At 43.1% G+C, this 14,213-nt stretch carries 10 protein-coding genes, 2 tRNA genes and 1 pseudogene; 5 read left to right on the plus strand and 8 right to left on the minus strand.

The genetic code is table 11. From position 1 onward, the window contains the following. The first annotated feature begins 233 nt into the window (after window positions 1–233). Both ABNE31_RS05820 and ABNE31_RS05825 read left to right on the plus strand, forming a co-directional pair. Window positions 234–1,958, plus strand: a complete 1,725-nt coding sequence (locus ABNE31_RS05820) for a GMC family oxidoreductase (protein ID WP_349352698.1) — start codon at window positions 234–236, stop codon at window positions 1,956–1,958. 4 nt (window positions 1,959–1,962) lie between these two features. Further along, complete coding sequence (locus ABNE31_RS05825; RefSeq protein WP_349352699.1) at window positions 1,963–2,673, plus strand: gluconate 2-dehydrogenase subunit 3 family protein; 711 nt, start codon at window positions 1,963–1,965, stop codon at window positions 2,671–2,673. Window positions 2,674–2,872: 199 nt separating this feature from the next. Here ABNE31_RS05825 and ABNE31_RS05830 read toward each other — a convergent pair whose 3' ends face one another. Further along, window positions 2,873–3,586 (minus strand): collagen-like protein, encoded by a 714-nt coding sequence (locus ABNE31_RS05830; protein ID WP_349352700.1) that lies wholly within the window; start codon window positions 3,584–3,586, stop codon window positions 2,873–2,875. Between the two features lie 179 nt (window positions 3,587–3,765). On the opposite strand from ABNE31_RS05830, the gene ABNE31_RS05835 reads away from it, so the two are divergent. Together ABNE31_RS05835 and ABNE31_RS05840 are read left to right on the plus strand one after the other, a co-directional pair. Further along, window positions 3,766–4,557, plus strand: a complete 792-nt coding sequence (locus ABNE31_RS05835; protein WP_349352701.1) for a helix-turn-helix transcriptional regulator — start codon at window positions 3,766–3,768, stop codon at window positions 4,555–4,557. Between the two features lie 60 nt (window positions 4,558–4,617). Continuing rightward, window positions 4,618–5,937 (plus strand): serine hydrolase domain-containing protein, encoded by a 1,320-nt coding sequence (locus ABNE31_RS05840; RefSeq protein ID WP_349352702.1) that lies wholly within the window; start codon window positions 4,618–4,620, stop codon window positions 5,935–5,937. Between the two features lie 7 nt (window positions 5,938–5,944). Here ABNE31_RS05840 and ABNE31_RS05845 read toward each other — a convergent pair whose 3' ends face one another. Next, window positions 5,945–6,847 (minus strand): YihY/virulence factor BrkB family protein, encoded by a 903-nt coding sequence (locus ABNE31_RS05845; RefSeq protein WP_349352703.1) that lies wholly within the window; start codon window positions 6,845–6,847, stop codon window positions 5,945–5,947. 181 nt (window positions 6,848–7,028) lie between these two features. Between ABNE31_RS05845 and ABNE31_RS05850 the strand changes: the two genes are divergently transcribed. Beyond that, entirely contained in the window at window positions 7,029–7,541 is a 513-nt protein-coding gene (locus ABNE31_RS05850) for a collagen-like protein (protein ID WP_349352704.1), read from the plus strand. 6 nt (window positions 7,542–7,547) lie between these two features. Here ABNE31_RS05850 and ABNE31_RS05855 read toward each other — a convergent pair whose 3' ends face one another. The 6 genes and pseudogenes from ABNE31_RS05855 to mutS all read right to left on the minus strand — a co-directional run bounded on the left by ABNE31_RS05855 (window position 7,548) and on the right by mutS (window position 14,013). After that, a complete protein-coding gene (locus tag ABNE31_RS05855) occupies window positions 7,548–8,174 on the minus strand; it encodes a cupin domain-containing protein (protein ID WP_349352705.1) in 627 nt (208 codons plus the stop codon). A 99-nt stretch (window positions 8,175–8,273) separates the two neighbouring features. Further along, window positions 8,274–10,394 (minus strand): DUF262 domain-containing protein, encoded by a 2,121-nt coding sequence (locus ABNE31_RS05860; RefSeq protein WP_349352706.1) that lies wholly within the window; start codon window positions 10,392–10,394, stop codon window positions 8,274–8,276. A gap of 371 nt (window positions 10,395–10,765) precedes the next feature. Then, window positions 10,766–10,850, minus strand: a tRNA-Leu gene (locus ABNE31_RS05865). A gap of 25 nt (window positions 10,851–10,875) precedes the next feature. Beyond that, window positions 10,876–11,142 carry a GIY-YIG nuclease family protein gene (locus tag ABNE31_RS05870; protein ID WP_349352707.1) on the minus strand — a complete coding sequence of 89 codons (267 nt, stop codon included), beginning with the start codon at window positions 11,140–11,142 and terminating at the stop codon, window positions 10,876–10,878. A gap of 140 nt (window positions 11,143–11,282) precedes the next feature. Continuing rightward, window positions 11,283–11,355: transfer RNA gene (locus ABNE31_RS05875), tRNA-Gly, on the minus strand. A 76-nt stretch (window positions 11,356–11,431) separates the two neighbouring features. Continuing rightward, window positions 11,432–14,013: pseudogene (mutS, locus tag ABNE31_RS05880) on the minus strand (DNA mismatch repair protein MutS). Between the last annotated feature and the right edge of the window lie 200 nt (window positions 14,014–14,213).

Consider the following 14,213-nt stretch of genomic DNA (forward strand, 5'->3'; position numbering starts at 1 on the left):
GTTTGTTGGTTAATTTTTCAAAGCTGGAAGATATGTTTTTTTTACGAAAGTGTGCTGTTGTTTAATCAATTGCCACAAAGGGAACTGACCGGAAAATTCGAAAAAAGCCTGCTGTTTTATGTAGAGAAAAAGTATCTTTAAAACGAACTAGAAGAAACCTGAATCAGATGGTCTCATTTCCTTTTTGGGCAATCATATGATTTACAGAAAATTAACTAAACCAAACAAAACCAATGCAGATAATTGAGAATTCGACGGTCTACGACGCCATTATTGTGGGGTCGGGTGCTGGTGGAGGAATGTCGGCCAAGGTACTCTCCGAGGCCGGTCTGAAAGTAGCTGTAGTTGAGGCAGGTCCTTTTTATGACCCTGCCATGCCCGAACATCAAACCCAATTGAAGTGGCCTTACGAAAGTCCTCGTCGAGGAAAAAGTACCCGTTTCCGTCCCTTTGGCGATTTTGATGCCGCCTACGGTGGCTGGGACATTGAGGGCGAGCCTTACACGCAAAAGGATGGAACTAAATTTGAATGGTTCCGTTCGCGTATGCTCGGGGGCAGGACCAACCACTGGGGAAGGATTTCGCTGCGCTTTGGCCCACAGGATTTCAAACACAAGGATGTAGACGGGCACGGAGACAATTGGCCCATCAGCTATGAGGACGTAAAGCCGTATTACGATAAAGTAGACAAGTTGATTGGGGTATTCGGCACCAACGAAGGACTTCCCAACGACCCGGATGGCTTCTTTTTGCCACCCCCAAAACCAAGGTTGCATGAGCTGTTCTATATTAAGGGAGCTAGAAAAAGTAATATTCCTGTCTACCCTTCAAGAATGTCCATGCTCACCAAGAAAATCAATAACGAACGCGGGGTATGCTTCTACTGCGGACAGTGTAACCGTGCTTGCCAAGTGTATGCCGACTTTTCTGCGGGAACTTGTCTCATCTTCCCGGCTCAGAAAAATGGTGGTCAAATAGACCTGTTTTTAAACTGCATGGTGCGGGAAGTGACCACCAACGAAGAGGGCAAGGCCACAGGTGTGTCCTACATCAACAAAGAAGATAGAAAAGAATATAAACTCAAAGGAAAAGTGGTTGTGCTAGGAGCGTCGGCCTGTAGTTCGGCCCGTATCCTTTTGAACTCCAAGAGCAAGCAGCATCCCAACGGACTGGGCAATAGCAGCGATATCGTGGGCAAGTACCTGCACGACTCTACGGGAGCGGATAGGGCAGCCTTTATTCCAGACCTGATGAACCGCAAAGTGTCCTACAACGAAGATGGGGTAGGTGGTATGCACGTGTACTCGCCATGGTGGGGCGATAATTCCAAACTGGACTTCCCAAGAGGGTACCATATCGAGGTATGGGGCGGTATGGGCATGCCTAGTTATGGTTTTGGCTTTAATGTAAACGAGTTCAATAAGTTCTTCGGGACCAAAGTAGGCGGTTATGGCGATGTGCTGCGAAGTGATGCCAAAAAATACTACGGAGCGGTTGTGGGCATGGCAGGTCGTGGAGAATCCATTGCCAGAAAAGAGAATTACTGCGAAATCGACCCTACCACAGTGGACGAGTTTGGTATCCCGGTGCTTCGCTTTCATTATAAATGGAGTCAGTACGAGATCAACCAAGCCAAACACATGCAGGACACCTTTGAGGAAATCTTGATCAATATGGGTGGGGAACCTCTGGGCAAGAAGCCCGGAAAGGATACCAATTATGGACTGCACAACCCGGGGAACATCATCCACGAGGTGGGAACGACCAGGATGGGGGACGATCCCAAGACTTCGGTGACGAACAAATACCAACAGCTGCACGATGTGGACAACGTCTTTATCGTAGATGCTGGGCCCTTTGTGTCGCAGGCAGACAAGAACTGTACCTGGACGATACTGGCACTCTCGATGCGTGCCTCGGAGTACATTGTGGAACAACTCAAACAACAAAATATCTAACGGAATGGACAGAAGAAAGAGTTTAAAATCGATTGTATTGGGTTCTGTTGCCGGAGGATTGGCACTTCACGGATGCAAACCTTCCACGGAAGGAACAGAATTGGTAGAGGCACCTAAGATCACCTACCCGGGAAGGGTGCCGTTGGAGACCGAATTGATCCATGAACTGCAGGACGAGCAATTTTTGAATCCGCACGAGAAGGAAACGCTCACGATCCTTTGTGATTTGATACTGCCACCCTCGGATGAGTTTAAAGGTGCATCGGATGCGGATGTGGTGAGCTTTATCGAGTTTATGAGCAAGGACGAGGAGACCCTGCAACCCGACTTGAGGGGCGGAATCATGTGGCTGGACCACAAGAGCAACACCGAATATGGAACGGAGTTCAAAAGTGCTTTGGAAGCACAGCAAAAGGAAATTTTAGATGGAATTGCTTACTACGACCCTGAAATTCCCAGTAATGAGCGTCCTTTTGAGGTAAATTTTTTCTCCTTGGTGCGCAACCTGACCATGACAGGCTTTTATACAAGCAAAATTGGGATAGAGGAAATCGGGTACAAAGGCAACCAGCCCAATGTGTGGGACGGTGTGCCCCAGGATGTTTTGGACCAGCATGGGGTATCCTATGATGAGGAATGGTTGGCCAAGTGTGTGGACCAAAGCAAGCGCGGCATCATCGCCGAATGGGATGAAGACGGTAATTTGTTGACCTAGATTTTTAAGCTAAAAACAAAGAGGCTGTTCCAAAAAGCAGTTTACATGTCAGTTCGAGCGCAGTCGAGAACTTTAGACACATTGATTAATCAATGGGTTTCGGCATCGATTAACCTGACAGAGTTCAAATGTTACAGCTTTTTAAACAGCCTCTTTTATAAATTGGTTAACTTAACTGGTTGCTTAGGCTAAAATGCGATTAGGGTTGGATTGGCTCCAATAGGAACACATCCACATCACCTGAAACGGTAAGTTCATGATCTGAATTGTTATATTCAGCATCCACGGTAAATGAAAATGAAAAGGTAAGGTTGTTGGTTTCATCATTCCAGACCAAATCGGTTAGTTCTAAATCTGATATACCTGGTTGTCCGAACTGGAAAGTGTGATTTAAAGTAAAATACTTATTATCGTTCCCAACAACTGTGTAACGTATAATTACATTTGTTGTCGGTACATGGGTTTCGTTTTCGGTACCCAAATTTTCCATATTTAAGTATATTCTGAAGAGGGATTGATTTACATCTTGGTCGGGAGAGGATAAAAATCGCCTCATTCTGAATTCATGGTACGTATTATCTCCTTCTTGATTTTCAATTATAGAATTTCCACCCACAAAATCTTCATTACTGGTAAACTTAAATGTATTGGTGTCTTCAAAAGCCTCACCATCTGGACGTGTTCCTTGAAGGGTTACGGTGATTTCTCCATATTTGGTGAGTTCATCAAAACCTTCACCATTGGCACCGTCTTGACCCGCTTCCCCTTGTGGTCCTTGTTCACCTTGAGGCCCTTGAATTCCTTGTTCACCCTGTGGTCCAGGAAGACCGTCCTTTCCATCTTCAGGGGTGCAGGAGGTCAACGAAATGCATACGGCCAAAAGCCCCATGCTAAGTAATCTCATTGTTTTCATAAAATTATTTTTAAAGATTAAAGGGGTAAAGAAAGGTAAATACAGTATTTTTTTAGTGCGCCAATTGACGGATGCCCCTTCCGATCTGACGGATGCCCCTTCTGATCTGACGGATGCATTTTTTGGGTGTTGCAAATCGCATCAAATAGTCCGTATCTTACATGTTCAAAAACTAATCCTTGATTCTCTCCAATCATCATCCCCACCCCCCTTTGGATGCCCTTTTTAGGGAGAGCTACTACATCCATATGGCTGAAAGGTCGGGTCGGATTCCGATCATCGATGATTGCTGTTATGATTTTGTGTTCTTCAAGGAGGCCGAGGGGCTTTTTTATCATGGACCGGACCAACACGTCCAGCCCATTGAGAGTAGCATTTTTACCATCCATCAGCTCCATCCGCCTTACCGAATTGAAGCAACCAACTCCCTAACCTTTTTTACCATTAAGCTGCAACCATGGGCGAATGCACATTTCTTTTCCAATGTAGAACAAGTTGGGATTGTCGACGTTTCGCAGCTGCACAGTGGTTTGATACCGTTTCACTACGATATATTTAGCGCTAAGCAAGAAGAACGTTTTGAGATGGCCGAAGCTTTTATGCGAAATGCGTTGGAGCAGCTTACCCCGTCCATGGAACTGGTGCGTACCATTTGTGAAACTATTTATGAAAAAAGGGGAATGGTCACCGTGAACGAATTGAGCGATCAGTTTCAACGGTCTAGGCAGTATTTGGGCAAAATCTTTAAAAAAGAGGTGATGTACAGCCTCAAAAAGTTCATTATCACGGTTCGCATCTTGGATTTGGTAAAGTACAGGGCCAAGCATGCTGAGGTTTCATTTACTGAACTCAGTTATGATTATGGATATTTTGATCAGCCCCACTTTATCAACGATTTTAAAAAAGTGTGCGGCGTGGCTCCCTTGGAGTTTTTCAATAATTTGCCCGAGTTTTTGTTGCGCCATCAATAGGTTTCCATTTTTACAATTTTTGAAAGCTGGTTTTTTGGTTCTTTGCCCAAAAGAAAAGTGATGATGAGATATATTTTGATGCTTTTGGGAATCTTGGTGATGGCTGCCTGCGGCGAGCACGCTGAGAAAGGCGAAGTGGTACTTTCTCCCCAAATGGAGCGAGTCCGTGATTCGGTGGATACCTATTTCACGAAGCTGACGGAGCTGCAACAATTTAACGGTGTGCTGTTGGTGTACAAAAACGATACGCTTTTGCTGAACAAAGCCTACAATTTAAAGATGTCACCCAACAGTACTTCATATGTTGCCCCGGATTACCAGTTCGATATCCATTCCATTTCCAAACTCATGGCCCATTACCTGCTGGCGCAATTGGAATTGGAGGGCAAGCTCTCCAAAAACCAGACCTTGAATCAGTTTATACCCGACTTTCCAAAAGGAGATGAGATTACGTTGAACATGTTGTTGGAGCATCGCTCTGGACTACCTAGGGAACTGGTAGGATTCGAGGGGCAAGAATACCAGTTGGAGCCAGAGGATATTGTTGAACTGTCAAAACAGCAAACCTTCTTGTTTGAGCCGGGTACCGATGCGCAGTATTCCAATGTGGGGTACGAATTGATATGCCATATTATTTCCCAAACGTATGGCAAGCCCTTTGCGCAATGTTTGGTGGACGAAATCTTCAAGCCGTTGGGGATGGATTCCAGTGGAGCACACTTTTTTGTTGAGGAGCATAACATCCATCAAATGGCACAGAACCACATGCTCAAGGACGGGGAATTGGTTACTGTGGACAATATCCAAAAGGATGAATTTCGGACGGCACGCATCTTTTCGACGGCCGAAGATCTAAAGATCTTTCTGGATCATATCAAACAGGAACCTATAGCTTCTTTCTTAACCAATGAAGAAGGTGTTATTGCCAAGGATGGCGGTTCCAAAGGCATTCGGGCACAGGTGTACACCGATCTGAAAAACCATTTTGATTTTGTTTTGCTGGCCAATTATGACGAAATGCCTTTTTTTGACGCTATCGACGACATGGCTAAGATGCTCAAATCGCAGCCTGTTGCCTTTCCACAGGAAATCAACCGAAAAGCCATAGCAGTGGAGCCAGAAGTACTGGAACCTTATGCGGGTTTCTACACCTTTGCCGATTTTGATGGGTTGGTATTGGAGGTAAGGGTCGCTAATGGAAAGCTGGTATTATTTCAAGAGGGAGAACAAGTTGGGGAATTACAGGCGGAAAGCCCGACCGTTTTCTTTGAGGACCCAAAGGCGGCCGAATCTTTTGAATTTGTCCCCAATGATTCGGGCAGCTATAATGCCCTGATGGGGTGGAAGGGAATCGTGGTGGAAGGAAAACGGAACCCTTAGCGTTGGTTTAAGGGTCCAACTCGTTGTAGGGCTCAAAATAGATATGGTACTTTTTGGCATAGGTATAGGTAAACTGTGCCCCAAAAAAGAGAATAAGGCAGGAATAGGAAACCCATAACAACACCAAAACTATGGTGCCAGCGGCTCCATAGGTAGAGCCAGGTTTCGCTTCGCCAAAGTAGAGCCCCATTAAAAACTTCCCGATAACAAATAGCACGGCGGTGATAAAGGCGCCGAACCAAACGGCCCGCCATTTGATCTTGGCATCGGGCAGGAATTTGAACATCAAGGCAAACATGACCGTAATAATGGCAATGGACGAAAAAATATCGACAGTGTAAGCCAAATAAATGGCCGCTTCGCTGATCAAGCTTTTTAGATAATCGTTGAGAGCGGCAATGGCAGCGGTGACGATAAAACTGATCAATAATAAAAAACCGATGACGAGGATAAAGGCAAAGCTTTTGGCCCGCTCGGTGACCAGTTTCCAAAAGTCGAATCCTTTGGATGTCCTGATGCGCCATATCTCGTTCAGCGAAATTTTCAATTGATAAAAGACCCCGGTGGCACCAAAAAGGAGGGTGGCAATACCGATAAGGGTAGAAATTAGATTCTTGTCCTTGTTTTGGGTGTCCTGTACAATTTCTTCAATGGTTTGGGCAGCGTTGGGCCCGAGCGCAACGGAAAACTCATCCGTCAATCGGCCCTGTACGATGTCCACGCCCCAAATGGCACCCACAATGTTGATGATGATGACCAATAGCGCAGGCAACGAAAGCACCGCACAATAGGCCACTACTGCACTCAAACGCCACGGGCGGGCCTTGCTCCACGCGGTATAGGTATCCCAAAGTAGGTAAGGGAAATCTTTGAGTCGAAATCGGTTGGCGTATGTGTGTGTTTTGGACAAAAGGAACCTCTTTGTACCTAAAGGTACGATTCGGTTTTTGAAACGGAATGGTTTGGATTGTTGTTATTGTAACCATTTGATTTACAATAAGGTAATAAATCGTCCTTGAAACCGTTGTAATTCAGACAGGTAGCGGTAGGTACAACCGGAACCTAAGAAGTAAACCATAAACCTCAACGATATGAAAATTTCAAGATTAGTATATGTGTGTATTGCCGCATTTGCCATTTATGCCTGTAGCGACGGGGAAGATGGGGCCATGGGGCCACAAGGAGAGCAAGGAATACAGGGCGAACCCGGTGAAGACGGGAATGCGAATGTGAGAAGTTACCTATTTGAAGATCAAGAGATCACACAAGGGTACCAAAGTTTTTCGGTTCCAGGGATTACTCAGGATATTTTGGATCATGGGGTGGTTTTCGGATATTTTAAAAACGTAACGGTGCCTGTGGACACTTGGTTGACCATGCCTTATAACAACTCTACTAATATCTTGAATATTTCGAGGATTGCCTTGGGTGAAGCGGTTTTGTTTTCCACTTTTGATACCACAGTGAACCTCAGGTTTGTGGTGGTCGAGGGCGAAGAAGGGGTGTCTTCAGAAGGTATGACTGTGAAAGAGGAACTAAAAAAGGCGGGGGTGGATATTTCGGATTTTTATGAAGTTGCCGATTATTATGGGTTGGAGTATTAGTGACTATTAACTTTTGTAAACTACGCCATATTTTTTGTTTGTTCGTATCCAATCCTCACTCGTAAAGCCCAGTTCCTCATCTATTCGCACCGTTCCAATTTGTCTGAAATAGTCTTCAAAACCTGATGGTGAATAACCAAAAAGTAGTGTGACATCTTCTTTACCTGTATTCTTAAATCCATGCCAAGTATTTTTTGGAACATAAATGAGGTCTCCGTGTTCACCCGTTTGAATATCATCTCCCAATGTGATTTCTACAGTTCCTTTTTGAACAAATAAGAATTCATCTTCATTAAGATGTTTGTGGGTGGGTATTCCATCTTCTGGAGTGATTAACTCGGTAAGTAAAGATATTTCAGGACTATAATCAGGTGTTTTTGAAACCTTAATGTTCACCTTGGCTTTACGGGTATTTCCTATATAGCGAACTTCCCCTTCATTGGCTTTTATGATCAGTCCATCGGTGTCTCTTATTGCATTATTTGCCCCCAATGAATTGTGCATTCCCGTAAGGCATAGGGTCGAGAAAACGCCCAGTTTTTGAAGGAAGGTTCTACGGTTGTTCATCATTGTATTGGTTTTGATAAATTGAGGTAATGGTAACGTATAAGAATAGTAGCGAATTTTATGCACTTACTTTACTGTTTGTTACTGTCGTTTGATTTATAAAATTCATTTTCGTTTTAGCGATTAAACCGCTATTATTTCTATATGTTTTTGGCCACCAGTTATTTAATTCCAATGTAGTCTTTCATATTCGCTTTGTTCTGCTCTGTTTTTCGGAACTGATGAATTTCCAATCCTAACATAAAAGTTCTCATTTCCCTCGAAAGTCGCAAAGACAGGTTTCCCACTTTTTAGTATTTGAACTTTACAGATTGTCTTTTCATCAATAGTCGGAAAACTAACTTTCAGATATTTCTCGAAGCTTGAACCTAAATATTTTGATATGATATTTCTTAAATGCAATTCAAAACCGTCAATGTCTTTCTTTGAAAGAGTTTCACAGTCTTTGTCAAGTCCCAAAGCATTTCCATCGTCGTCAACGCCAATGATTAAAATACCTCCTTCACTATTTAGAAAAGCTGAAATGGTTTTTGCAATTACAAACTCCAATTTTTTATTGACTGTGTTTTCTCGTATATCGTAACGCAACGTTGATTTCAATTCCAACTTTTCGTTTTCGCCAATTAAGACTAATTCTTTTAATTCCGTATCCTCTGCTGGGATTTCATTTTTAAGCTCGATACGGTTTTTTAAGGCTTTGAAAATCGAATTAGCTCTTTTTTCTAAAAATACAGAATAATCATCGCTGTAAATACCAAATTCGTCTATGTTGTCAATTAGGTGGGATTTTATGGATTTCCTCAAACCTTCATTCTCGTCCATAAAATCTTGAATGTAGATTGAAGGTGCTTTTGCTCTGATTTTTCTTTTGTTTAAATCCGCTCCAACTAAAGTGATATTAACAATACTGTTTTCATTTCCAATACCACGTTTTCGCAGATACGATTTAGGAAAGAAATGATGATAGTTCTTACTGTTTGCCATTTTGAGCCAAGAATTATCAAGAATGACTTTACCATTATCTCTAAAGTCTTTAGGCTCAAAGTAAGCTAAAAGACAAATAACAGCTTTACAATAACTATTTCCTGCACTAAACCCTGTGTCGATTAAATCTTTTGGTGAGTTTAAGAAGACTTTTATTTCATCGTAATTTGGTCTTTGCTCTTGAAGAATTTGGTCAATCCGCTTGATGTCTTGTGCAAGTTTAGACTCTGTTGAACTTGAATATCTGTATGATAGTGAAATACGCCAAAAGAATTCTTCCAAATACTTGATTTGTTTTCCTTTTGGTTTCTCTTTTTGGAAATAAAAGAAGTAACTAAATGGGACTAAAAGAGCATCATAAGGCAAAAGAGTGGAAACAGGAATTCTGTACACTGAGCGTAAATAATCAATGCTCTCTTTTAGTGCCGAAATAACATCATCCCAAATGTCTATTATGCTTTGTTTGTCCAGTTGTAAAACAACCTTTCTTTTACACTCTTTATTTTTGCTTAAAATCAAACTCAATACGTTAAGTATAACCGTACTTGAAATCGTATCGTATTTACTTACCTCAAGTTCTTTAAGTAGTTTTTGGAATTTTGCCTGCATATCGAACTTCTGCTCTTCATCGTATGTCTTTGCAGACATAATTTCGAACAATGTAAGTGTTTGTCCACCTGTGTTTATTCGAGTAAAAACTTCTATAGCAGAATCTATATCCTCTTTGCGAAGTACGACTGTTGAAAAGTCGTATGTTGAAAATGTTTGAGAATATTGATGAATTTTTTTGAATTGTTCATCTGAAAAACGCTCTTTTATTTCAAGTAAATTATCGTTGAAATTAAGAACTTCATTCAAGGTTATGAAAGTGCTTTCTGGTTGTTCTGAAACTATGATTTGTTCATCATTATTGTCAATGTCGCCCTCTAAATCAACAAAAATAGAACCATAGTTTGTAATTTTTTTCTCGCCTTCTTTTTGTATTGAAGCACCTAAAAATGCGGCATACAATGATGTAATTCTTTGTTGTCCGTCCAAAACGTATTGAACTTTAATATCGTCTGGAATTGGTGGCAATTCAAGATTCCCGATATTTTTAATATCATTAAGTCGTTCATTTGTTTCCCAAAGTATAAAAGTTCCAATTGGATAGCCTTTTAAGATACTATCTAATAATTTGGCTGTTTTATCAATGCTCCAGACAAAATCTCGCTGAAATTTCGGAATCTTAATTTGTCCTTTTTGTATTTCGGATATTAAGTCTGTGTATTTTTTCGAGTCTGGTTTTGGTTGTTTATTCATTCAATTTAATTCTTTTTTTTCTGTTCGTTTTAATTGGTGGTAACGGGCCTTGTTTATGGCGAGTGAGGCGTGCCTCACGGGGAGCCATCGTTTCGCCTCATTCGGTATAAGTGCAGTTGATGGCTTTGGCTTTTGCCTATTGCCCTAGTTAAAGATAGAAAAAACTTTCATGGGTCATGAGGTGGAATGTACAAGGCCCGTTGATGGCGATTACTCGAAGAGATATAGCCATCAACTGCAATGATTTACACCCGGTTTTCAGAACCCAACTTATTAAATGTTAGAAGTCCGTTGGATGACTAAAAATTTGGGACAGTACTGTTTTAAAAAACAAAAAACCCTGAAAATCAAAAGATTAACAGGGTTTCGAGTACTCGAGGCGGGACTTGAACCCGCACGGGCAAAATGCCCACAGGATTTTAAGTCCGGCGTGTCTACCAATTCCACCACTCGAGCTTGTCTGCCGTAGGCAAGACTGGACTTAACGTTCAATATTTTCATCACTCTGGCTAAGAACCAAATTCTTTAAGAATTCCTTTCCATACCCAGATTTTAACTTCTTCTCTTCAACCCTGGCCTCCGACCTTGTTTTAAACTCTTTTTTAAAGATTAAAACAAAAGGCCTATAAGCCCTTGTTGTTTTATTTCTACCTGAGTTGTGTTCTTCCAGCCTTCTTTCCAAATCGGAAGTTATTCCGACATAAATATAGTTTCTTTTTACACTATTCAAAGCGTACGTATAGAACATCACCCAATTTTCAAAATCTGTCTACCAACCTGCCTGCCGGCAGGCAGGTTACACCACTCGAGCTTGTCTGCCGTAGGCATGACAGGACTTGTATGTAAAAAAAAAACTCCACCCGTGGTGACTGAGCGGAGTCGAAGTCGAGCGAAAAACGGGATTCGAACCCGCGACCTCCACCTTGGCAAGGTGATGCTCTACCAACTGAGCTATTTTCGCATTTTTAAAGAACGCTTCACTTTTCCCAAGCGCGGATGCAAATTTATAATATTTCTATTAAAATAAAAGAATTTTTTTAGGAAGATGCCTTTTTCTTTTTCCCCAACAATCGCTTGATCTCGTTCAGCTTCATCAATGCCTCCACAGGTGTCAGTGTATCAATGTCCAAGTGCAAAATTTCTTCCTTGATCTTTCCAGCAAAGGGTCGTCCAAATTGAAAAAACTCAGCTGCATCTCGTTTTGGGAGGCCTGTAGCTTGTCCGTCATCTCCTCACTGGAGTGCGATTTCTCCAGTTTTTTAAGGATTTTGTTCGCCTTTTGAATCACCTGTTGCGGCATTCCCGCCATTTTCGCTACATGGATTCCAAAACTGTGTTCGCTGCCCCCGGGTATCAATTTTCGGAGAAAGAGGACATTGTCTTCCAACTCTTTTACGGAAACATTATAGTTTTTGATGCGGGTAAACGTATTGGTCATTTCGTTGAGCTCGTGGTAATGCGTAGCGAATAGCGTTTTTGCCTTCGCGGGGTGCTCGTGCAAATACTCCGAAATGGCCCAAGCGATGGAAATACCGTCATAGGTACTGGTGCCACGACCAATTTCGTCCAAGAGCACCAAACTGCGCTCCGAGAGGTTGTTCAGAATGGAAGCGGTCTCGTTCATCTCTACCATAAAGGTCGATTCGCCCATCGAAATATTGTCACTGGCCCCGACCCGTGTAAAAATCTTGTCCACCACACCAAGGTGTGCCTCCGTAGCGGGCACAAAACTGCCCATCTGGGCCAAGAGCATGATCAATGCGGTTTGCCGTAACAAGGCAGATTTACCGCTCATGTTAGGCCCGGTAATCATGATGATTTGTTGCTCTTCGCGGTTGAGCAGTACATCGTTGGTCACATAAGCATCACCAATGGGCAATTGTTTTTCGATAACGGGGTGCCTTCCTTCCTTGATGTCAATCGTGGTCGAATCGTTTACCATCGGCTCCACATAGTGGTTCTCCTTGGCCAACTGGGCAAAGCCACAAAGACAATCCAATTGGGCGATCAGGTGGGCGTTGCGCTGCACTGGAGAAATATATTCCTGCATCCAGACCAGCAACTGTTCAAAAAGCTGCTGTTCCAAATGGTAAATGCGTTCCTCGGCACCCAAGATTTTGGACTCGTATTCCTTGAGTTCTTCGGTGATGTAGCGTTCCGCATTGACCAAGGTTTGTTTTCGAATCCAAGCTTCGGGAACCTTGTCCTTGTGGGTATTCCGAACTTCAATATAATATCCAAAAACGTTGTTGGAAGCGATTTTTAGGGAAGTGATACCAGTTTCCTTGGTTTCCCGTTCCAACATTTTATCCAGATAATCCTTGCTGGAAAAAGCCAGTCCCCTCAATTCGTCCAGTTCTTCCGAATAACCCTCGGCGATGGTGTTGCCTTTGGCAATGTTCACCGGGGCCTCCTCATTGAGTACCTCCTTTATTTTGGACCGAAGGGCTTCGCAATCGTCCAAACTTTCCCCGATATGTTGTAGGGAGGTGTTGGAGCTGTTGAGGGCCAATTGTTTGATGGGCACCACCGCTTCCAATGAGTTTTTGAGTTGGACCACTTCCTTGGGGTTGATTTTTCCCGTGGCCAATTTGGAGATCAAACGCTCCAGATCGCCCATCTGTTTAATGTGGCCCTGAATCCTGTTCAATTGGGACTCCTCGCTTTTTAGATGGGCGACCACTTCATGGCGTTGCCGGATCTTTTCCACATTTTTCAACGGAAGGGCCAACCATCTTTTTAACAGGCGTCCGCCCATGGGGGACAGCGTCTTGTCGATAATGTCCAACAAGGTCACCGCATTTTGATGGGAGGAATGATAAAGTTCCAGGTTACGGATGGTAAAGCGGTCCATCCACACATATTCCTCCTCTGCAATCCGCTGTATGTTGTTGATATGCTTGAGTTGGCTATGCTGGGTTTCGGAAAGATAGTGTAGCACCGCCCCCGAAGCAATAATGCCTTGGTTGAGGTGGTCGATGCCGAAACCCTTTAGGGTTTTGGTACCAAAATGTTGGTTCAAGCGCTCTTGGGCATAATCTTCCTGAAAAATCCAATCTTCCAAAAAGAAACTATGGAAATGCTTACCAAAACACTCCACAAAATCCTTTTTATGGTTTTTGGAGACCAAAATTTCGTTCGGCGAAAAGTTTTGGAGCAGTTTGTCCACCTGTTCCGCTGATCCTTGGGAACACAGATATTCCCCAGTGGAAATGTCCAAAAAGGAAACACCCATTTTATTCCGCCCAAAATGGACGGCACACAAGAAGTTGTTGTTCTTGGCGGTGAGGATGTCATCGTTCAAGGCAACTCCGGGAGTCACCAATTCGGTGACGCCACGCTTTACAATGCTTTTGGTCTGTTTGGGGTCTTCCAACTGATCGCAGATGGCCACGCGCTGTCCCGCTTTCACCAATTTGGGCAAATAGGTGTTCAGGGAGTGGTGCGGAAACCCGGCCAGTTCGGTCTTGTCCCCCCCATTGTTCCTGTGGGTAAGGATAATGCCCAATATTTTCGCGGCCTTTACCGCGTCCTCCCCAAAGGTTTCATAAAAGTCACCTACACGGAACAGCAACAGCGCATCCGGGTGTTTTACCTTGATGGCATTGTACTGCTGCATTAACGGGGTAACCTTTGTATTCTTTTTCTTGGCTGCCAAAGCGATTTAATTCTGTTATTTTTGCCCTGCTTGGGAATTTATCATTATGGAATTCATTGTCACATCGAGCGCAGTCGAGATGTTTTTGTCAATCTTTCGACTTCACTGAAGATGAAATCAAATAGGACCAAGCCATGTGTCTGCTGCAAACGAATATATAG

It is taken from the genome of Flagellimonas sp. MMG031, from assembly GCF_040112705.1.
Lineage (GTDB): Bacteria > Bacteroidota > Bacteroidia > Flavobacteriales > Flavobacteriaceae > Flagellimonas.

Coding starts and splice junctions, on each gene's coding strand:
- ABNE31_RS05820 (WP_349352698.1), top strand. CDS start 234: ATGCAGATAATTGAGAATTCGACGGTCTACGACGCCATTATTGTGGGG.
- ABNE31_RS05825 (WP_349352699.1), top strand. CDS start 1,963: ATGGACAGAAGAAAGAGTTTAAAATCGATTGTATTGGGTTCTGTTGCC.
- ABNE31_RS05830 (WP_349352700.1), bottom strand. CDS start 3,586: ATGAAAACAATGAGATTACTTAGCATGGGGCTTTTGGCCGTATGCATT.
- ABNE31_RS05840 (WP_349352702.1), top strand. CDS start 4,618: ATGATGAGATATATTTTGATGCTTTTGGGAATCTTGGTGATGGCTGCC.
- ABNE31_RS05850 (WP_349352704.1), top strand. CDS start 7,029: ATGAAAATTTCAAGATTAGTATATGTGTGTATTGCCGCATTTGCCATT.
- ABNE31_RS05860 (WP_349352706.1), bottom strand. CDS start 10,394: ATGAATAAACAACCAAAACCAGACTCGAAAAAATACACAGACTTAATA.
- ABNE31_RS05870 (WP_349352707.1), bottom strand. CDS start 11,142: ATGTTCTATACGTACGCTTTGAATAGTGTAAAAAGAAACTATATTTAT.